Consider the following 20,128-nt stretch of genomic DNA (forward strand, 5'->3'; position numbering starts at 1 on the left):
TGCAGGCCTCATGTTTGACGGGCCTGCCAGTTCTGGTGGTCTATTCCGTTTCGTTGACCATGGTCGTTCATCTCCTCTTGGCTGTGACCTCTCAATCGTCGCCGAGCTCCGACGCTGTTGATTGAAAGGTTGGCTGACCGCCTGTTTCACGAAGAAAAAACCGCGTCCCGATCTGTGTGATCCGCTGTTCAGCCATCGCTTGAGGCCGAGAAACTACCCATTTCGGACACCCCGACAACAGCTGTTTTCGGCCAAAATAAATTTGTCGAAATCATTTCCGTTTCAATTCAGATGAACCGAGTGAGTTTTTCGAGACCCGCTAAGCAAGTGTTTTTAATGTATAAATACGACATCAGAGGCGGCTCATCCGGAAGGCCGTCAGTCAAACTTTTTTTGGCGAAGTGGAAAACCGCTATGATTTGGCGCAAACGCTGAACCGCCTCCGAGACATTTTTGCAACGTGCCCCGGCAAACCCGGTTGAGGGTCGTAGGTTTGAATCCCCGACCGCTCGACGCCGACGATCAGGTTCATTGCGAATCGTCACGATCTTGAGGAAGTAGCGCATCTGGATATCTGACTCGATTATCCAACATCCTCTCAGACCGCCGGCGGCACGGTCTGGGTCCTGCCGCGCCGGGATCCAAGGTTTCGCCTTTGATGGCACCAGACATTAGTCCAGTGGATCATGTCTTGATTTGCATGAAACAGCCTGCCATCCGACTATGATGCCTGATAGCCTGAATTCATGGCCAAGAAGACCCTGAATCAAACGAACCTCGCAAAGCTGGGAGCGGAAAAGCTCGCCGCGCTGGTCATGGACCTGGTGCAAGGCAGCGCTGCCTTGCAGCGCAGGGCACGGATGGAACTCAGCGCCGCACAAGGCCCCAAGGAAGTCGCCGCCGATCTGCGCAAACGCTTCGCATCGCTGCGGCGTTCGACCAGCTTTGTGGATTGGCGCAAGCAAAAGGCGCTGGTCAAGGACCTGCGCGGGCTTTTGGCCATGATCGAAACCACTGTTGCGCCAGTTGATCCGAGCCAGTCATTCGAGTTGCTCTGGTCCTTCCTGCAGCTGGCCCCGTCGATCCATGAGCGGACCGACGACAGCAACGGATCCGTCGGGGATGTTTTGCGTGATGTCGTCGACATGATCGCGCAAATATCGCCACGGATCGAGATTGACAGCAAGTTGCTGGCCGAACGCATCCTGGATGCAGTTTCCGACGCGGGCTATGGCGAATTCGACGGCATCATCCCGGCGACCGCTGATGCTCTGGGCAAAGAAGGAATGAAGCATCTCAAAGCGATCACCGAGGAATGGCAGACCGCCCCGCCCAGCGAACATGAGCTGGAGCAATATCGTGCGTACGGGCTCTCGTCCGCGCCTGCAGAAGCGGTCCTGCGCAACAAGCAACTCACCGCCTCGGTCATCCTTGCCGATATCGCGGATGCGCAAGGCGACGTTGATGCCTATATGGCGCGCTATTCACCCGAACAGCTGACCTATGGCACCATAGCCCCCGATATTGCCCGCCGCCTGCTGGATGCGGACCGGGTGGACGAGGCCTATGACATCATCATGGGCGCGAGAGCCGCGGAAGAAGGCAAGTCGTTCCGGATGTTCCGGTATGATCTTGATAAGGTTTACGAGGAGTGTCTGGAGCGGCAAGGCAAGACGGATGAGTTGAAAGCCCACCTCTGGGACAGTTTCCGGCAGACACTCAGCGACCGCAGCCTGCGCGCCTATCTGAAATTGCTCCCTGATTTCGACGATTTCGAGGCCGAGGAAAAGGCACTGGATCTGGCCATGGACCACCCTCATCTTGGCGCGGCGGTGAATTTTCTCATCGGCTGGCCTGCACATGAGCGGGCAGCCCGGGTCGTGCTGTCGCGGGCCGATGCCCTTGACGGCGACTCCTACGGCACCCTCTCGACTGCCGCTGACGCCCTTGAGGCAGAGCATCCGCTCGCCGCCACTATCATGCGCCGCACGATGAGCGAGGACACCCTCGATGGTGCAAAATCAAAGCGATATCGCCATGCCGCGCGCCACCTTGCCGAATGCGCAAGCTGCGATGCCGCCATCGAGAATTATCACAGCTTTCCGGCACACGCGGCATTCGTCGAGGCGCTGAAGCAGAAGCATGGCCGCAAATATGGGTTCTGGAAGCTGGTCGATGAGTAACGCCCGGAGACGTCAGCGCTCGACCAACTCCGCCCTTTCGGGATCGTATTCAAAGCCGGTGATCGTGCCATCCTTGATCTTCTCTACAGCATTATCGATGACAAATAGAGGCACCAGAAACCACTCGCGCGGAGAGGTCGGGCGACCAAAGCGATCGGCGATCTGGATATCGAGCTGTGCCTTGCCAAAGATGCGATGGATCAGGTTCTCCAGCCGGGTTTGATTGATGTTGTAGAGCTCGTAGGTCGCAACAACCTCGACCTGCGCCATGAGGAATGTCGGCTGTAGCTGAGCACCTGCGACCCTCTTTTCTACAGGCATGGTCGTCACGCCAATCTTGTGGACGAGTTCGCGATTGGCCGCCACCAGCGGATGATCGGACTTGCTGCGCAACACATAGATCGTGCCTGTTGTGCTATCGCCTTCTTCGGGCGCATCCGAAAACAGTGGCCCCGCGCCAGCTTCCGTAATGCGGCGCCCGGCGTCATCCTTGTTGAGTGCCCGCTGCAGCGAGCGCATCAACATATTACTTTCCGTGCCATTGTCGAAAATCACCCGCAATCGCGCATCGGTGCGGCCCTGATCGGTGAGCGTCGTCTCACCCATTTCCGCGACATAGGCCTTCTGCCCCTCGACAATGAAAAACCGCCCCTGCCGGATTTCCGCTTTAAGCTCGAATGGTCGGGTTTCTCGCGCGCCGGAGTCCAGCTCACGCTGCACCTTTTCGAACAGCGGCTTGAATTTATCGAAGTCTTCGCATCGCTGGCGGTTTGCGACATCATCAGCTGCCTTCCTCTCCGATGCGGAGCGGACATGCTTCAACTCGGTAATCGGGCTGGCCTCGACCTCGACACCCAGAGCCGCCAGAAGGGCGTCGTCGTCAAGATCATCGGTGCCTTCTGCCAGTTCGGCGTCAGCCAACAGATTGCCATGATCCAACTCTGCCAGAAGGTCAGACGCTTCCGGAAGCTCTCTGATGCGGTCAAGACGCACCGCATAGAGCCGCTCAAAAATGTCTCCATCTTCGGAATGGCGCGGCGGCCGGCCATGTTCGGCGACAAACCTCTGGATGTCCTCAAACCCCGCAATGATGCGCTCCTCGCGGGGTGTTCGTTTGACCGGTTTTTTCTGTTCGACCTCGATGCCCAATTCGGCAAGCAGCGCATCGTCGTCGTCGGTGAAACTATTACCCATTCATTGCGTCCTGCTTCATGCGGGCCAGGAAGGCGACGCCTTCGGCCATCCGCTTCTCCCAAGCATCGGTCGACGTCAGAGATGGCAGCCGTCCGCGGTCCTGCTTGAACTTCACGGCGCGCCGGGCCAGATCGCGCGCCTCTTCGGGTGACAGTTGAATCTTTTTGGCCTCGATTACCGCGGCCACATCCCTCAGGCTTTTCTCACTCATGGTTTTGGCAAGGATCGCATAGGCTTCGCTGAACGGATTGATCCGGTCGATCAGATCTATGTCCAGATCCCGAACACTCAGCGCAAACTGGCGGACGCCATCGACAAATGCCGTATTCACGGCCGCCTCGCTGCCGTCGCCAATCAGGGATTTCTTCGCCTGCTGGGTGAAGTTCATCGCCGCAATCGCGTGTTGGCGCACGGCTTCCTGGTCAGCGTCATCCAACTCAGGATACCTGTCACGAACAATCTTGCCCATGCGGACCTGCGTCAGCTCTTCGGGCACCATTTCCTCATCGAAAAGCCCGCGTTCGATCGATGTCTTGTCCTGCACAAAGGCGGTGATCACCTCGGTCAGATCGTTCTGGCAGATCCGGTTGGCCTCGGGGCTTTTGGGTTGCGTCAGGCCATTGATTTCGATCTGGAAGGTGCCCTGTTCTTCATTGAAACCGACATTGCACTTGCCCGGATCATAGCCCCCCTCGCCATAGTCAAAACCTTCCTGCGCCGTATTGGCCGGGTTCTTGGGTTTGAACTCGAATTTCGGCGTCAGCACCTGCTCCATCAGCAGGCTGGCGGCGATGGCCTTCAGGGTGTCGTTCACGGCCTCCCGCACAGCCTCTTCCGACGCATCTGGTTCAGCGATGAGGTTGGTGAAACGGGCATGGGTCTTGCCCTTGGCATCGCGTGTGGCACGGCCGATGATCTGCACGATCTCAGTCAGACTCGAGCGATAGCCGACCGTCAGCGCATGCTCGCACCAGATCCAGTCGAACCCTTCTTTCGCCATGCCAAGCGCGATGATGATGTCCACATGATCGCGGCTGTCCTTCTGCGCCGGGTCTCGCAAGGACGCCGCTACCTTGTCGCGCTTGGCCGGATCATCATCCACCAGATCAGCAATCCGAAGCACCCGGCCATCGGGCAGCTTCACCAGTTGAAACCCGGTCGCCGGGTCGGTGCCTTGCCAATCGCCCAGGGCATCGAGGATATGCTCGACCTCGCGATGCTTGTCCTTGGTGCTTTCGCGGGAGTTGACGTTGGGGATATGCAGGATCGTCTTTTCGGACGGGTCGAGCACCTTCAACAATTCATCCGCATAGGGTCCACTGTAGAAAAAATAGCCGATGTCCAGCGTTTTGAGATAGGTATAGCCGCTGAGCTGTTCGTAATAGGTATAGGTCACGGTCTGGAACCGCGCCTCGTCCTGGGGGGTCAGCACGGCCTCGGTGTCGCCGCGGAAATAGGATCCGGTCATCGCCACCACATGCACCTTGTCGCGGGCGAGGAGGTCACCCAGATGCGCGCCCAGCTTGTTGTCGGGATTGGCCGAGACATGGTGGAATTCGTCAATGGCGATCAGGCGATCGTCGAACACCTCGATCCCGAACCGATCGACGGCAAATCGGAACGTCGCATGGGTGCAGACAAGGATCCGGTCGTCACTCTCCAGAAACCGGCCGACCGCGCCGACCTTGCCATCATCCCCGCCCGGCGCATTGCACAGGTTCCACTGCGGCGGCACCACCCAGTCGGCCCAGAACCCGAACTTCGACAAGGGCTCATCGGCAAAGCTCGATCCGATGGATTTTTCCGGCACCACGATGATCGCTTGTTTGAGCCCCTGATTGTGCAGCTTGTCGAGCGCGATGAACATCAGCGCCCGGCTTTTCCCCGAGGCAGGGGGTGATTTGATCAGCAGATATTGCTCGCCGCGTTTTTCATAGGCGCGCTCCTGCATGGCGCGCATGCCCAACTCGTTGGATTTGGTGGAGCTGCCATTGGCGGGGTATGAGACAGAGACAGAGGGAACTGAACGTGTCATTTTTTCGAAATCCGTTGGTCAAAGCGTCTTAGGTATAGTCTTGCGGCAATCAGAGTGATTTGCATTCGGAATGTTGCATCCTCTTCCTCAGAAAGACCTGGATGGCTTCCCTCGGGGTGCATCCGGCTCCATAGACCCTTTGTAAATTGAGGTTTTTGATCGTTCAAATTCCATTCGTTATAGGCCGCAATCAAGAATGGCGGCTCTACTTCCCCCAGAAATTTGAACCGATTGTTCATCTTGTCCGGCCCTTGATATCCAAGCCTGCCTGCAAGATCTGAAAGGTAGCTTTCGGTAAAGGTCCGAAGCTGTGCATTGGCGGCAGCCCAATCACCTCTTTGAAATGCTGAAATCGCCTGCTGCATGTGTCCCAAGGCGACTGAAAATCCATGCGCCTTCAACAGACCGGTTACTTCATCATCAGCTTCTCTGAAGTCTGTACCAGGAACCGATTGGGGGAGCATTCGTGTTAGGGTTGGCTGAGAAACCATTGCTGGCCCATCTTCAAAAATGGATTGCCTCCCAGACGGGTCAGGAACTTTTGCGGCCACTATTTCATAGCCATCCATTTTCAACCCTGCGACAAGCCGCGCCCAAGCTTTGGGCTGGTTTCGTTTGGCTTGGTCGTTAGCAGTGATTGCATGCTCAACGATGGCCCTTCGCAGCTCACAATATCCGTTTATCGTTGGAACCGACCGTTGACCCATGCTGTTTTTTGCGGATCTGACCAGATCATTTGCCTTTGAAGCGACTGATCCAGAACCGCAAAACTCTTCAACGCCCCAGCTCAGGGTCAACGATGAGAACGCGGCTTGCGTAGACATTTCAGCAATTATCTCGCCCGCTGCCATCAGAGTCATGCTGTTAAAAATCGTCATGCCGAAACCTTCGTGGTCCTCTTCGTGTACATGTCAAAGATCTTTTCCCGCCGTTCGGTGACATTTTTTGAAGCGGCGGCCAATGTAGATGCGCTCCAGCGTCTCGTCGTCGCAGTTGTGCGCGGAGCTGAGTATGACGGAAAACCTTTTCTCACGTCTCACAGCGCCGCCAAGTTCAGAATTGAATCCACCGAAATCGCAGACAGGAAAGCCAATCATTTCGAACTCTCTTCCTGACCGTGCGGTATGAACTGTGGCAACACCTTAGCAACAACGTCCATCTCCGCTTCAAAAGACTTCAGCGCCTTCTTGATCGCATTGGCAATCTTGTCGTGATCATGAATGTCATCGACCGCAAAGAAGTTCTTTTTGAAAAACTTCGAGAATTTCTTGCCCTCGTCGGCAGCGCCGCGTTGAAAGCCGATCGTTTTCAGTGATTTCTTCTTTGCTACTTCAGTAATCGCAGCAATCAGGTCACGCCGAAAATCATGGTCGCTTAGGGGTCCAACTTCTGCATACAGACGAACCTGGCCACTTGAACCATTGGCATCGCTTGTCAGCTGAATCCAGGCAATTAGGGGGAAGCCTGCCCACCAGTTCTCACAGCCATGCCACCAATATTCGTCAGAACCAAAGGCATCGTACCAGGCCTTCGGCAAAAAACTGAATATATGGGCATCCGAACGATCGAAAACAAACTCACGCTTTCCAACCTTAATGACGGCTTCGTCTTCAAGATCCTCCCCGAATACGGCGTCACAGGCGAAGGAGAAATCCGTGCTTTTCCCATGTTCCACAATAAAATCAAGAGCGCGTCTGTGGTCACGGTAGAGTTGCCGCGCCAATTTCTCCATTTCGGCTTGCTCATTGCTCATGCCTGTCGCCTCTCGAATAACGTCTAAATAATGCTGCAAGAATGTTTGAACTTCTGGCGTCAATGGCAGTCGACCCGACAACGCGGTCTGATCCAACAACTCGCAGATGGCACCATACTCGATCGGCGCGTATTGGTCGTCCTCCGGGTCTTCCTCCCAAAGGGTCAGAAAGATCCCGCGTGCCAAGTGAAAGCTATCCGATCCCATGAAGGTCGCATCCACTACGTCCATATATCGTTTCAGCTGGTTGCTGTGTTGACCGCTGTCGAATTTGTTCTCGATCACAAACACCCAACCGTTGCGTGGGCTTAGAACAAGCAGGTCAATGCTGCGCCACTCGCGCCTGATTTCGGCGTCCATCATATCGGCTTGCGAAACATCCAGCGCTGTTGGCCGTGCCTTACTGTCATCGCCGCGCAATGCCTGAGCCAGAAACGCCTTGAGGAAGGTGTCGCCCAGCCCATGGGTTTCCTGAGGGTTCAGCAGCCAGCCAAGGATGGCAGAGTGCCGGATTTCCATCCGCTCCATGCCCATGGTCTTGATGGGGTTAAAGCGGCTGAGGTGGGCACGGACGTTGTCCAGATCAGCATTGTTGACAAACAGGCTCTCCAGATCGTCCAGGGTTGGCAAATGGGCGTCGTTATTGTCGAGGCTCATGCCGGAACCTTCGTGGTCATCTTGGTGTACATCTCGAACAACTTTTCAAGGCGTTCGGTGTCGTTGCGGAAGCGGCGGCCGATGTAGATGCGTTCAAGGGTCTCGTCGTTGCGGTCGTGGGCGGCGCGGAGGTTTTCGGGCATGGTTTCGGGGTTGTAGAGATCGGCGATGGTGGCGGGGAAATGCGCCTCGCGAGCCAGAAGGATATCTTCGGCGCAGCGGTTCAGATCCTCGCGGTTCTTTTCGGTGAGTTTGGGGACGGGGAAGGTGTTCCAGCCGAGGGTGTTTGCGTATCGGTAGTCATTTTTCATGCGACCGCAAACTGTTGCGATCCACGCAAGGTGGCAGCGGCTAACAAGGATCGCGAAAATCAATAATTGATCGATCTCTGAGAAGAAAGCATTGTCATTGGCAACTGTCCCCGTAGGAAGTAGGTCAGTTGCAAGAAACTCTCGATTTTCCGATGTAGTTCGCGAGACAGCCACTGTTGCGGCATGCCCTTTAGAACTAATAAGTTCAAATCTATGCGGAACATCTGCAAGGACTGTTCGAGTATTTTCTTTGGAGCTCTGCAACCTGACCTCTCTGACGGCGTCGATCCTTCGTCGTATCTCCGGTATTTTTCTGGCATCATCTAAGTTTCGGTCTTCAATCGAAAGTGTATAACGCACGATGCCTTTAGAGATTTCTTGAGCGCCAACGTAACGCTTCAAGAAATGATTAGCAGTCGGATACATGCACTTCAAATTTCGAGCGTCCTCAGCTGAAAGCACCAAATTCCCACCGCAATTTGGGATGCTACCGCGGACAAGGTCAGACAAGCTATGAAGCGGTTTTCTACTATCAGTTACCAGACTTACTTCTGCTGTAGTGAGGTAAGGATTTATGTAGGTGCTTGTTGTGCACACGTCATCCTTAAACAGTTCCCGCTTTCCGGAGGGCGTTGCGTCTACACCGACGATAACCACAATCACGCCAGCATTATTTTTTGCCAAGTTCTTCCAAAGAAACGATGCATGGGCAAATCTTATGCCCATACCGCCAGAAAGGAACGGCTTCCAAAATTTTGGAATCATCTGCCCCTGGCACATCGAATTTGTACTAACGAAGGCAAACCTACATGGTTGAGATTCACAGTATAGCTTAGCCTTAAAATACCAGCCCGCAACATAGTCGACAGAAGATGCAGAAAACTCTGTTCCAGTGAAAAGTATTTTCAGGTCATCTTTTTGATCTTTCTCCTGTTTCGTGAGACCCGAAAAAGGCGGGTTCCCACAAATATATGTCTCGCCCCCCTCATTTTCGAAATCAATCTGCGCCTGATCCAACGGGCTTTGAAACAGATCCTCGGATTGGAACTTCACCCCTGTTCCCGTGGGCGGGCAGATCGACAGCCAGTCCAGCCGCAGGGCGTTGCCGCAGGTGATCCAGTTCTGCGCATCCAACGGCAGGAATTCGGCCAGCGCCTCTTTCTGCCCGCGATAGGTCACATCACATTGGTATTCCGCGATGATCAGCGCCAGCCGCGCAATCTCGGCGGAAAAATCCCGCAGTTCTATCCCGCGGTAGTTGGTCAGGGGAATGTCGGTCTTGCGGTCAGGCTCGCCCCGCCGCTGATTGATCACCGCCTCGATCGCGCGCAGTTCCTTGTAGGCGATGACAAGGAAGTTCCCCGACCCGCAGGCCGGATCAAACACGCGGATCTTGGCAATGCGGGCGCGCAAATTGCCCAGCTTGCGCCGGTTATCCCCTGCCTCCTCCAATGCTGCGTTCAGATCATCCAGAAACAGCGGGTTCAGCACCTTCAGGATATTCGGCACAGAGGTGTAGTGCATGCCAAGGACCGAGCGTTCATCCTCATCCGCGACGGCCTGAATCATGGAGCCGAAGATGTCGGGGTTGATCTTGGTCCAGTCCAGCCCGCCGATGTGGCTGAGATAGCGCTGCGCGATCTTGGAAAAGCGCGGCACCTCGGTGCTGCCCGAGAACAGCCCGCCGTTCACATAGGGAAAGGCATCGGCCCAGCGGGGCAGTTCTGCCGTGCCGCGGTCCTTGTTTGCGGTGTTCATCGCGCGGAAGATTTCGCTGATGACCTCATGCGTGTTCGTACCATCACGGTTCGACATGCGGTCGATCGTGTTGGTGAAGAGGTCACTGCTGGTGAAGATATCGGTGTCTTCGGCGAAAAAGCAGAAAATCAGCCGCGCCATGAAATGGTTCATGTCATGGCGTTTCTCAGTAGTGCCCCAGGCAGGGTTGTCCTTCAACAACTCGACATAGAGACGGTTGAGCCGGCCCGTGGCCTTGATGTCAAAAGCGCTCTCGCGGATCTGCTTGACGGTGGAGATACCGGCAAGGGGCAGAAAGGTGCCGAAATGATCCGGAAAATCGGTGTAGGCGCAGGCGACGGTATCGCCGCCGATCAGGTCTTCGGCTTCGAACTCCTGACCATCCGTGGCGAGGATGAACTTCGCCTTGAACCTGGTGGTGGCGGGGCTGGCCTTGAGAGCCGCGAGGGTTGCGGAGACTTCACCCGGCGCACAGGTGGCGATGTGGATGTTGTTGCGCTGCAGGACGCCGCCCAGATCGGATCTGTTGGTATCCCCCTTGCGCAGCTTCTTGATCTCGGTCGCCTTGCGCCCGAAGGCCTCGAGAAAGGCATAGGGGAATTCGGCAGCATCAAACGGCGCCTCGGCCAGATCGGAAATGGCCTGCTCAATCTCGACCGGGTTCATTTGTCGGTGCCCTCCCCGTATCGCCGAACATTGATTTCCTCCGCGCGCGCCATGATGCCAGCCAATTCGTATTCCATCTGTCGTTCCATCCAGGTTCTTGCAGACCCGCCGAATGCCTTTTCCAACCGCAAGGCCATCTCCGGCGAGATTCCCGATCGACCATTGAGCAGGTTGCTCAATGTCTGCCGGTCAACACCCAAGATCGCAGCAGCGGCCGTGACGCTCAGGCCAAGAGGTACCAGGCACTCAGCGCGCACAGTGATTCCAGGGTGATCCATCAACGCTCCTCGTTTTCGGGACCGTATGGTGATAATCGGCGATTATCAACAGGATGAGTGCCGTGGGTTGCAAAATGGGTGCGGATGCCTTGGGCAATTCGAAGTGCATCGGATCACGAAACCGGGTGAAAAGCACTTTGCGGACATCTCACCCTTGCAACAGGCCATCTTCGCCGCCATCGCTTCGCGGTTTTTGGCTTGATCATGCGACATTACCGGCCCATTGCGGTCGTTCGCGATACCGCGCAACGCTGCGGTGCGGCCTTCGTAAAGCGGACGCTTACTGTGCAGTAACCTGGGATGTCCCGGCTTTCTTTGGGTGTGAGCTTGATCGATCGATGCAACAAACTCAAAGTTCTTAACCTCTTGACAAGCTTAACTTAGCTGACAAACCCAATATCGTATTGGTCGCGCTCTGATACACACCCCTTTCATTATCGGGGCAGTAAAATGTGCCGCCTCGTGCGCCATATTTTTTGTAGACTTTCCTAATACCCAAGTGATCACACAAGTTCGAGATTATCGTTTCCAAGCTATCTCTTTGCGAAAGGCCTGTGTGTTTAGTTGAGGTAGAAAAACGTCCACCAGGTTCCCGGCTCACTATAATTTTCACCATTATTATGCCCCCTTCATTTTGTAATTTCATCGTCATCGAGTTCTTATCTCCGAGTTAAGGTTGGCTCAAAAGCTGACTTCCGACAGAATATGGTGAAATCAGGCGGCCGGATTCAACACGGGATTGGTCGATACAATCGTGAGTGTTCGAGCACCGCGTGTCAGCGCAACGTAAAGCTCCTTGCGCGATAATGTCGTCGCATCCAGAACGATGGCGTGGTCGTACTCCAGTCCCTTCACAAGCAGCGTCGTACCAATTTGGCGAAGATTGCCAACCGGGCGCCCCTTGAAACGAAATTCGCGTTGGTATTTTTCCGCGGCTTCATCACATGACAGTTCGGGATGCATCGTATGTTTCTGTAAGACACCGAGAACGCGGTTGAGGAGATCGGCTCGCGTCACGTTCGTCTGGGCAAGCCCTTTGATTGCCTTCAACAGCTCTGCCAGACGGCCGCTACTGGGATTATCCAAGTATTCATTGGCCAACCTGGCCACTTCAGGGCTACGGGTAGCTGCGCGAATAGTGACCGCTTCCCCCCGGCATGTGCCGGCTGGTAGGTTCGCATTGACCTGCGTCATACACTTTCCAGCAAACGCGATGACTTCTTGAAGGCGGCGACTATTGCTGGCAGCAGTATTCATACGTCTGAAGAACGCAAACATATCACGCCCCTCGACCTCCTCAATTGACGAGTACCGTCCAGATAAGTTCTGCGACAGACGATGACATTTCGCCTTGAATTCTTGACTGCCCTTATGAATGGCAATGATCGTTTGCCCCGGTCCACAATTGAAATAGCGGCATGTGTTGCCCTGTGTTCGCTGAAGATCTTGCGGTGCAGCGTTTGCCGCGACATACCTAACTCCCTGAGGCAGGCGTCGTCTAAGATCTATCGTAGTTCCATTTTCGAGGTTTTCGCGCACGTTGCGCAGCCACTCTCCGAGCTGGCCTGCGCCTGCCTGGACCCAACGATGTGGTACATCAAGCTGGCCAACCTGTGCGTACACGCCCTCAACATCACGAGTCCAATCGACTGACTGTTGGCCCCCGAAATCGAATATTCCCTGTAGGGGATCACCCAACACGCGGCAGGGGAGGTCGCGGGAAATTTTCATTACGATAGCGTGCTGGCTAATTGAACAGTCTTGGTACTCATCCACGTAAAGACCGACATATGACGAACGGATGATCCGCCTAACGAACTCATGATCGAGCAAATCACCGACGGCAGCGTATAGTGCATTCCATTGATCGTTGTCTGCTGGCCTTTCAATGGCCCAACCAGAAGTGTGTTTGTAGGAAAGGCACAAGCGCAGTGCCCAACTCGCAATTGTATCAACATGAAACTGGTGCTCATTGACCCCCAAAATGCGGAACTTCCGTCGGAGGGCATTCACGCCAGCATATGTATGCGTCAGGATGAGCTGCCGGCCATCTGAAAGGGCCGTCGCTTCTGCTATCAAATACGTTTTGCCAAATCCGGCAGGTGCCACGACAAATCCTGCGCCTCGGTAGTCCGCCAAGGTTATCGCGAGATTACACATCGTCAATCCATTGCCGCAAGCCATTAAGCTTTTGAACCAAATCACTTTCGCGAATGTCATTATCTTCGAGACATGCGGCAATCGCATTAGCCCATTCCGCGCCAAAATCTTGACGTTTGAACCAGTCCTTTTCTTTTGCAGTTCGACCGAGAGCAGCCCTCAATTCCTGAGTGTCGACCCAATTCTCAAAATTCGGTTCAAAACCGGCACCGAAACGACTTTGAATCTGGGCAATGAGCGAGGGGTCGTTTCCAATAATGGCACGAGCCGTCTCAAAAGAAGACATGATGCCTTCCCAAGGTAGATCGCAAAAAACACGCTCTTCAATTGAGGTGCCGTCGTTCCATTTCACTACGAATATTCCGACGGCCTGAAGTTCAGCCGCATGAGCATCGCTGAAATGGATATCTTCGTCAGAATCGGCCAGTACGGCAACGTTGTATCCAAGCTCTTTCAATCCGGTAGCCGTAACTCTAATATTTCCGGCACCAGCCGCATCGAAGAGAGCGACTCCACGATAGGCAAACGCCTCTAATCCGCGGTTGTCAGACCAGTGGCCGTCTAAGCCGCGCAGAAACCCCACTTCAGTTGCCCCCTCACATACGATGATGTTGGGTGCGAGAAATGCCTCAGCACCTGATCTAATTTTCCCCTGCATGATATCTGAAATACCCGATTTATTAGCATCGACAACCTCGACGCGGCCGGCATTGCAATGAACGACATGCAGATCTGCAATTGTCAGTTCTCTGAGCACTACTGGCGAATGCGTAGTCAGAAAGTATTGTCCAGAAGTATCGTCCTTTAAGTGTTTCAATAAGCGAGCAATACGATGCGGTTCGAGGCCAACCTCCACCTCGTCGAACAGAGTAATATGAGGCGCCATAAGGGCCTGTTTTTGCATGCCGGTGGTCAACATCCTCTTCGAACCCAATCCCAAAAGGCGCAGTGGGATATCACCGTCATGCAATGCCAGGCCTGCTACACGAACGTTGATTGCGTCGGCATCGAGGTGTGCATTGAAAGATGATTGTACCGCAACGCCCAGAGAACGCGCGGTAATCTCAGCCGTCGCGGCTACGGCGTCGAAAGCGTTCAGGTCTTCAGTGCGGCGTGTCTCCAGTGCTGCTTTGGCAGCTCGCGCTGCGCCTGCGAGAGATGAGTTTATGTTCCCTGTTTCTGTAAGCTGGCTCAATATCGAGCCGCGGGACCAAGTTAGGTGTCGATCCGACGTCGTTCCAATAAGGCTGACAGCTACTTTGGCCCTGTCTGCGGCCTTGAATGGTATACCGGCAGCATCGTCGTCTTTGATGACAGACCAAATGGGCTCAAGATCTTCACCAACTGACAGACGAACCGTCAATGCGTCTTCGAGGCCTTCTCCTGGATCTTCTACCCTGCTACCGGTCGCAACGTCCCATCCACTGAGCCAGTGTCCATATTTCTCAAGATCTCTGAATTCGTCAGGAAGGTCCCCAAGCACGGCTTCTATGAGAACGGGATTTTCTGGTCTGCATTGGTAAAAATCAGCATCGTCAAAAGATAAGTTCCAATGCGGATGAAATAAGCGCCGAACGGCTTCGAGGAGCGTCGACTTTCTGGCGTCACCACGACCAACTAAACAAAGGAGCCTTCTGTCTGGAATAGTCCAATCGAGTTCACGGATGCCCCGAAAGCTTCTTATTTTCAGATGTCGAATCCGCATTACTCTGAAACATCCTTTTGAATAAAATCAGCCATTCTGAATCAATCTTAGACTGCGGCACGGCTATCAAGATGTCCAACGAGAATGTCTGCTTCGAACACATAACATAGCCGTGTTCGCTTCAGCAGGGAATGGCCGGAAACCGCCGATTCTGTGGAAAAACAGCCATTCGCGAGCGCAGAATATCGGTGGCCGACAAAGATGTGCGCGCCTTTCTTATCAGGCTATGCGCGTTTGCTGCGGTGCAGGAAAGATCTTCGCCAGTTTCCGGAGGTTTTGGGCGGTTGCGGCGAGGAGGAATTCGTCATTTGCGCCGCATGGACCACGTAATCGGAGCCGCCCCAAGCCAAGGATGCGTTTGAGGTGCGCGAAGAGCATCTCGACCTTCTTCCGGAGCTTCATGGAGATGTCGTATTGCTTGGTCTTTGCGATGTCTCGGGCAACCTGGCGGGCGTCTCCGGCAAACAAGGGGCGGTTCATGCGACGTACAGGGAGCAACACTTCTTAAAAAGACGGACAACTGCAGCAATGCACCTGCGAACTTGTTTTCGACCTGTCTCCGTGCTCTGCGATTGTGACCCAACAGTCCGCGACATATCTATTAAGTTTCTCGGTGATGGCACAGATTTGCACCAGCATTTTCCCGCAAATAGCTGACATTGGTGAATGCCACAGCGAACGATCGCAGTCCGCTGATCCCGGCAGAACCTACCTCCTGTCGATTGACGCACAACACCGAAAAAACTCTCTCCAGAGTCGCAACTAAAGCATTCGACAGAGTCTCAAAAAAATCCTTCGTCTAAGTAGGCTTTGGCCAATGTCGTTGTTGATCGCTGAGACAGACCGCAACCGCACCTGAAGAAAGGAACCACGCACATCCCCCGCCGACCGCCGGTCCCGACGCCTTGGACATGAGGCGCGAGACCCGGCGCCCGCCGACACACGGACCTCCACCCTTTTTGACTCGGGACGATTCCCGGACCGACACAACGAAATAAAGGAGGCCCACTATGTACCACACCAAAATTCAACCAGGTTCGGATCTACGCGACATGCCGACCGGAGAACTGGCGCTGCGGGCGTATCTGTCCGAACACGAAGCAGCGCTCGGCCATGCCGCAGTCCTGCTGGCCGATCGGCGCGGCGCACGGCTGATCAATGGCATCAAGGACGGCTTGGGCCAGCCCGGGCCGTTGACCACCCGCCTGCGGCGCCGCCTTCTGGAGCTGCGCGGGCTGCTGTTTCTCGAGCATGGCGACGACTCGGAGGAATTCGACCTCGTCGCGATACTGGAGCCCGATGATCCGGCGGTTCCCGAGATCTGCCTCCTTGCGGATGGGCTCGACGACGCCCTGCGCAGCGCGGCCATCTTCCCCACTCCAGACTTTCGGGTAGCGTGATTGACTGGCCTACGCCCGCCTCGCGCCAGGGCGTGGGCCAGCCGATCACAAAAAATGCACCGACCCGCAGATTTTTCCTTCGTCCCGGAGCAAAACGACCAATGTTCTTGTTACCAGCGCCACACATTAGCCATTGAGACCGCCAAAGAGGAGACCAACGGACACCGAACCCTTCCTGCAATGCACGGAACATGACGCCGATGAATCAGGCAAACCACCGTTCACGCATGCAAAAGGGAGACAGCCATGCAAAACACCACCACTATCGACACCGAGCAGGTCCGCTATGATGCGGTCGCCGACACGCAAAAGCACCTCCGCCAGCACGGAGCAAGCTTGTGCGACCTGCTCGACGCGCTCGATGATCCCGCAGGATTTGAGGCCTTCTGCGTGCTCCATTCGGGTCTTGCGGCACCGTTTCCGGATGCCGATACCGTCAACGCCGCGCTGCGCGATATCCGGCGCATTATTGCTGCGCAATCGGCGTCTTTGCTCGAGCGGATTTCACGAGAGCGCAACCTTTACGCAGCGGAAGCCGCGCATTGGCATGGTGCGCGGCTGAGCGATCTGATCGCGCGGTTTCGACATGTCGGATAGGCTCCTGCCGCCGTGCGCGTGGGAAGCGCGAGGGCTGGATGAAGATCCGCATTCTGCACAACTGGCGCAGGACATCTGCGATGTGACAGCGTGGCTTTGCGTGAAATATCATGTCCCATCGGTCCGGCTCTGGCTGTACCGACATCGATGGCAGCGGGGTCGACTGATTACAGGTGTGCATGCGCTTGCTTCCCACGGAAAATCACTCCGCGTGCTGTCCGGTGCCGAGGCGGCATTCCTCGCGATTGGCTATGAGTTTCGCGATACCGGCGGGGGAATTCTCGCCCATCCCCTCTGCGAAGCCGACCTCTCCCAGCACCAAGTTTTGCGGGCCTACGCCCGCGTGGAGGCTGCCTTGCGACAGTCGCTCTTCTCGTAAACCCATCAGAAACCAATGAAAGGGCGGCTCCAGCCGCCCTTTTTCGTGTTCGCTCATCGCTCACCCACGACCGCCGACACATCGGCTAAGCGTGACCGCATCAGGTCACGTCCTGGTCGATCTTGTCTTGACCGTGAACCCAGCGACAGCATGATGAACCTGTGACCTATCCAGGCGCTGCCTCGTCAATCCATCAGAAAACTTCCGTAGAAAGATTTTGGTCTCGCGTGTTCGGAACCCATATCCCGTGGGACAGAGTCGAACCTTCGTTCGCACGCAATCGGCTGAAATATCGGCGAAATCGGGCGTTTCCGCCCGATTGACCCTTTTTGCTTGCAAAATAGACATTTCAGCCCGGCCAGTGGCTAATAATTGGTAGTCAGATCAAGAAACGCCCATTTCATCCAGAACATTTGCTGTGTCCGCAGGAGGAGCAGGTCAGGCAGCCTTCGGCCATGATCATTGTGTACTGGCCGCAGGATGGGCAGGCGGGGCCTTTGGGGGTGTCGAGGCCGACGACCTGGGCCTGGGGGTCGGATTTCAGGCCCATGCCTTCGCCTTCGAGAAAGCCGATGGCGATGAGGTGTTGTTCGATCACGCCGCCGATGGCTGCGAGGATTGAGGGGATGTATTTGCCTTTCACCCATGCGCCGCCGCGCGGGTCGAAGACGGCTTTCAGTTCCTCGACGACGAAGGACACATCGCCGCCACGCCGGAACACGGCCGAGATCATGCGGGTCAGCGCCACGGTCCAGGCGAAATGCTCCATGTTCTTGGAGTTGATGAACACCTCGAACGGGCGCCTGCGCCCGCCGACGATAAGATCGTTGATTGTCAGATAGATGGCGTGCTCGCTATCGGGCCATTTCAGCTTGTAGGTGGCACCTTCGAGCGTCTGTGGCCGGTCGAGCGGTTCGGACATGTAGATCACGTCGCCATGGGGGGTTTGCGGCTCGGCATCGGTGGTGGCGAGGATTTCTGGTGCCGCTTCACTTCCGACAATCTCACCAAGTGACACATTCAGAACTTTTGCCACTTTGGACAAACGTTCTAGCGTGGGATCTTTTCCGTCTTTGATAATCCCATGCAAATATCCGTGGCTCAAACCTGCTTCGAGCGATACCTGCCGCATCGTTGTTCCGCGCGCGTCAATGAGGTTGGTGATAATTTCACGGAAATCCTTTCTGATCGCAGGGCTCTCCTCCGACACGCTCAACACACTCCCCGTCACATCGTTCGGGCGGTAGGTGGTGCAGCCTTTGCAGCCGGACTCGAAGGCCTCCATATACACGTCCTTGAACGCCTCGAACGAGATGTCCTCGGGGCAGTTGATCGTTTTGGAGATCGAGCTGTCCACCCATTTCTGGGCTGCCGCCTGCATCTTGACGTGGTCCAGCGGTGCAAGCGTCTGGGCGTTGACGAAATAATCCGGCAGATCTGCATCGCCGAACTTGTCGCGCCACATTTGCACGGCGTAATCGACAACCTCTTCCTCGGTGCGCGAGCCGTCTTTTTGCAGCACTTTGCGGGTGTAGGCATAGGCAAAGACCGGCTCGATCCCGCTGGATACGTTGCCCGCGTAAAGCGAGATCGTTCCGGTGGGCGCGATCGAGGTCAGCAGCGCGTTGCGGATGCCGTGTTCGGCAATGGCGGCACGGACGTCATCGTCCATTTTTTGCATGGTGCCCGAAGCCAGGTATTTTTCGGCATCGAACAGCGGAAAAGCCCCCTTTTCCTTCGCCAGTTCGACGCTTGCCAGATAGGCGGCGCGGGCGATGGCATGCAGCCAACGCTCTGTCTGCTGTGCCGCCTCATCCGATCCGTAGCGAATGCCGCACATCAGCAACGCATCTGCCAGCCCGGTCACGCCCAGACCGATGCGGCGCTTGTTCATCGCCTCCTGGCGCTGTTGCTCCAGCGGAAAGCGGCTGGCATCCACGGTATTGTCCATCATCCGGATCGCCACGGCCACCAGTTTGGACAGCGCAGCCTCGTCGATCTGCGCGCCTGTCTCGAACGGGCGATCGACCAGACGGGCGAGGTTGACCGACCCCAACAGGCAGGCACCATAAGGCGGAAGGGGCTGTTCGCCGCAGGGATTGGTTGCGGCGATGGTTTCCACATAGCTGAGGTTGTTGGCCTGATTGATCCGGTCAATAAAGATCACGCCCGGTTCCGCGTAGTCATAGGTTGCGCGCATGATCCGGTTCCACAGATCGCGCGCCTTGACGGTGTGATAGATCTTGCCGTCGAATTGCAGATCCCAACTGCCGTCGGATTTCACCGCGTCCATGAAGGCATCCGTGACCAGCACCGACAGGTTGAACATCCGCAGGCGCGCGCTGTCAGCCTTGGCGCTGATGAAATCCTCAACATCCGGGTGGTCGCAGCGCATTGTCGCCATCATCGCGCCACGGCGTGACCCCGCTGACATGATCGTGCGGCACATCGCGTCCCAGACATCCATGAACGACAGCGGACCAGAGGCATCGGCGGCCACGCCTTTGACATCTGCCCCACGCGGCCGGATGGTCGAAAAATCATAGCCGATGCCACCGCCCTGCTGCATGGTCAGCGCGGCTTCTCTCAGCATCTCGAAGATGCCACCCATGCTGTCGGGCACGGTGCCCATCACAAAGCAGTTGAACAGCGTCACCGCCCGCCCGGTGCCTGCCCCCGCCGTGATTCGGCCCGCTGGCAGAAACTGAAAATCCTCCAGCGCACCGTAGAACCGATCCTGCCACAGATCAGCGTCGTCCTCGACAGAGGCGAGCGCGCGGGCGATGCGGCGCCAGCTATCCTCGACGGTCTGGTCGACAGGCGTTCCATCAGCCTCTTTCAGCCGGTACTTCATGTCCCAGATCTGTTCAGAGATCGGCACGGCGAAACGGGTCATGGCAAGTCCTATGGCAACTGGAAGAAGGCTTGTCAGATTAGGCCGCCGGGGGGCTGCGGTCAAGCAGACCGGTCGCTCCATCTTGCCACGAGGACGCGGCAGAAACGGACTCCGCCGAAGAATAAATACACGCTCTGAAAAGAAAGAAGTTTCAGC

At 55.8% G+C, this 20,128-nt stretch carries 14 protein-coding genes and 1 pseudogene; 4 read left to right on the plus strand and 11 right to left on the minus strand.

Annotated features, from left to right (window positions below; translation table 11 throughout):
* Positions 1 to 746 precede the first annotated feature (746 nt).
* Positions 747 to 2,183, plus strand: a complete 1,437-nt coding sequence (locus DMZ65_RS10665; protein ID WP_116598899.1) for a DUF6880 family protein — start codon at positions 747 to 749, stop codon at positions 2,181 to 2,183.
* Between the two features lie 12 nt (positions 2,184 to 2,195).
* On the opposite strand, the gene DMZ65_RS10670 is transcribed toward DMZ65_RS10665, so the two are convergent.
* From DMZ65_RS10670 to DMZ65_RS10680, 3 genes are read right to left on the minus strand one after another with little or no spacing between them, the layout of a single operon-like run.
* Positions 2,196 to 3,332, minus strand: a complete 1,137-nt coding sequence (locus DMZ65_RS10670) for a GIY-YIG nuclease family protein (protein ID WP_232824967.1) — start codon at positions 3,330 to 3,332, stop codon at positions 2,196 to 2,198.
* 37 nt (positions 3,333 to 3,369) lie between these two features.
* Complete coding sequence (locus DMZ65_RS10675) at positions 3,370 to 5,412, minus strand: DEAD/DEAH box helicase (protein WP_116598901.1); 2,043 nt, start codon at positions 5,410 to 5,412, stop codon at positions 3,370 to 3,372.
* The gene (locus DMZ65_RS10680; protein WP_116598902.1) at positions 5,409 to 6,290 is read right to left on the minus strand and encodes a hypothetical protein; all 882 of its coding nucleotides are present in this window, start codon (positions 6,288 to 6,290) and stop codon (positions 5,409 to 5,411) included. Before DMZ65_RS10680 ends, DMZ65_RS10675 begins: the two co-directional genes overlap by 4 nt.
* Before the next feature lie 30 nt (positions 6,291 to 6,320).
* On the opposite strand from DMZ65_RS10680, the gene DMZ65_RS19460 reads away from it, so the two are divergent.
* A complete protein-coding gene (locus DMZ65_RS19460; protein WP_157960603.1) occupies positions 6,321 to 6,527 on the plus strand; it encodes a hypothetical protein in 207 nt (68 codons plus the stop codon).
* Here DMZ65_RS19460 and DMZ65_RS10690 read toward each other — a convergent pair.
* From DMZ65_RS10690 to DMZ65_RS10715, 6 genes and pseudogenes are all read right to left on the minus strand, one after another.
* Positions 6,506 to 7,822 (minus strand): PDDEXK-like family protein, encoded by a 1,317-nt coding sequence (locus tag DMZ65_RS10690; RefSeq protein WP_116598904.1) that lies wholly within the window; start codon positions 7,820 to 7,822, stop codon positions 6,506 to 6,508. The genes DMZ65_RS19460 and DMZ65_RS10690 overlap by 22 nt on opposite strands.
* A complete protein-coding gene (locus DMZ65_RS10695) occupies positions 7,819 to 10,557 on the minus strand; it encodes a class I SAM-dependent DNA methyltransferase (protein WP_116598905.1) in 2,739 nt (912 codons plus the stop codon). The genes DMZ65_RS10690 and DMZ65_RS10695 overlap by 4 nt, the downstream gene beginning before the upstream one ends.
* Positions 10,554 to 10,835 (minus strand): HigA family addiction module antitoxin, encoded by a 282-nt coding sequence (locus DMZ65_RS10700; protein ID WP_116598906.1) that lies wholly within the window; start codon positions 10,833 to 10,835, stop codon positions 10,554 to 10,556. The genes DMZ65_RS10695 and DMZ65_RS10700 overlap by 4 nt, the downstream gene beginning before the upstream one ends.
* A gap of 714 nt (positions 10,836 to 11,549) precedes the next feature.
* Entirely contained in the window at positions 11,550 to 13,055 is a 1,506-nt protein-coding gene (locus DMZ65_RS10705) for a UvrD-helicase domain-containing protein (RefSeq protein WP_157960604.1), read from the minus strand.
* The gene (locus tag DMZ65_RS10710) at positions 12,988 to 14,700 is read right to left on the minus strand and encodes an ATP-dependent nuclease (protein ID WP_116598908.1); all 1,713 of its coding nucleotides are present in this window, start codon (positions 14,698 to 14,700) and stop codon (positions 12,988 to 12,990) included. The genes DMZ65_RS10705 and DMZ65_RS10710 overlap by 68 nt, the downstream gene beginning before the upstream one ends.
* 219 nt (positions 14,701 to 14,919) lie before the next feature.
* Positions 14,920 to 15,156 (minus strand): annotated as a pseudogene (locus DMZ65_RS10715) (transposase); the annotation flags it as partial.
* 554 nt (positions 15,157 to 15,710) lie between these two features.
* Here DMZ65_RS10715 and DMZ65_RS10720 point away from each other — a divergent pair.
* Together DMZ65_RS10720 and DMZ65_RS10725 are read left to right on the plus strand one after the other, a co-directional pair.
* A complete protein-coding gene (locus DMZ65_RS10720; protein WP_157960605.1) occupies positions 15,711 to 16,100 on the plus strand; it encodes a hypothetical protein in 390 nt (129 codons plus the stop codon).
* A gap of 246 nt (positions 16,101 to 16,346) precedes the next feature.
* On the plus strand, positions 16,347 to 16,697 hold the full coding sequence (locus DMZ65_RS10725; protein WP_116598910.1) for a hypothetical protein: 351 nt from the start codon (positions 16,347 to 16,349) through the stop codon (positions 16,695 to 16,697).
* 202 nt (positions 16,698 to 16,899) lie between these two features.
* Here DMZ65_RS10725 and DMZ65_RS10730 read toward each other — a convergent pair whose 3' ends face one another.
* Both DMZ65_RS10730 and DMZ65_RS10735 read right to left on the minus strand, forming a co-directional pair.
* Positions 16,900 to 17,133 (minus strand): hypothetical protein, encoded by a 234-nt coding sequence (locus DMZ65_RS10730; protein WP_116598911.1) that lies wholly within the window; start codon positions 17,131 to 17,133, stop codon positions 16,900 to 16,902.
* 343 nt (positions 17,134 to 17,476) lie between these two features.
* Positions 17,477 to 19,972: an adenosylcobalamin-dependent ribonucleoside-diphosphate reductase gene (locus DMZ65_RS10735; RefSeq protein WP_116598912.1), complete on the minus strand. Its 2,496-nt coding sequence runs from the start codon at positions 19,970 to 19,972 to the stop codon at positions 17,477 to 17,479.
* Positions 19,973 to 20,128: the final 156 nt, after the last annotated feature.

Source organism: Primorskyibacter marinus, assembly GCF_003313245.1.
Taxonomy (GTDB): domain Bacteria; phylum Pseudomonadota; class Alphaproteobacteria; order Rhodobacterales; family Rhodobacteraceae; genus Primorskyibacter; species Primorskyibacter marinus.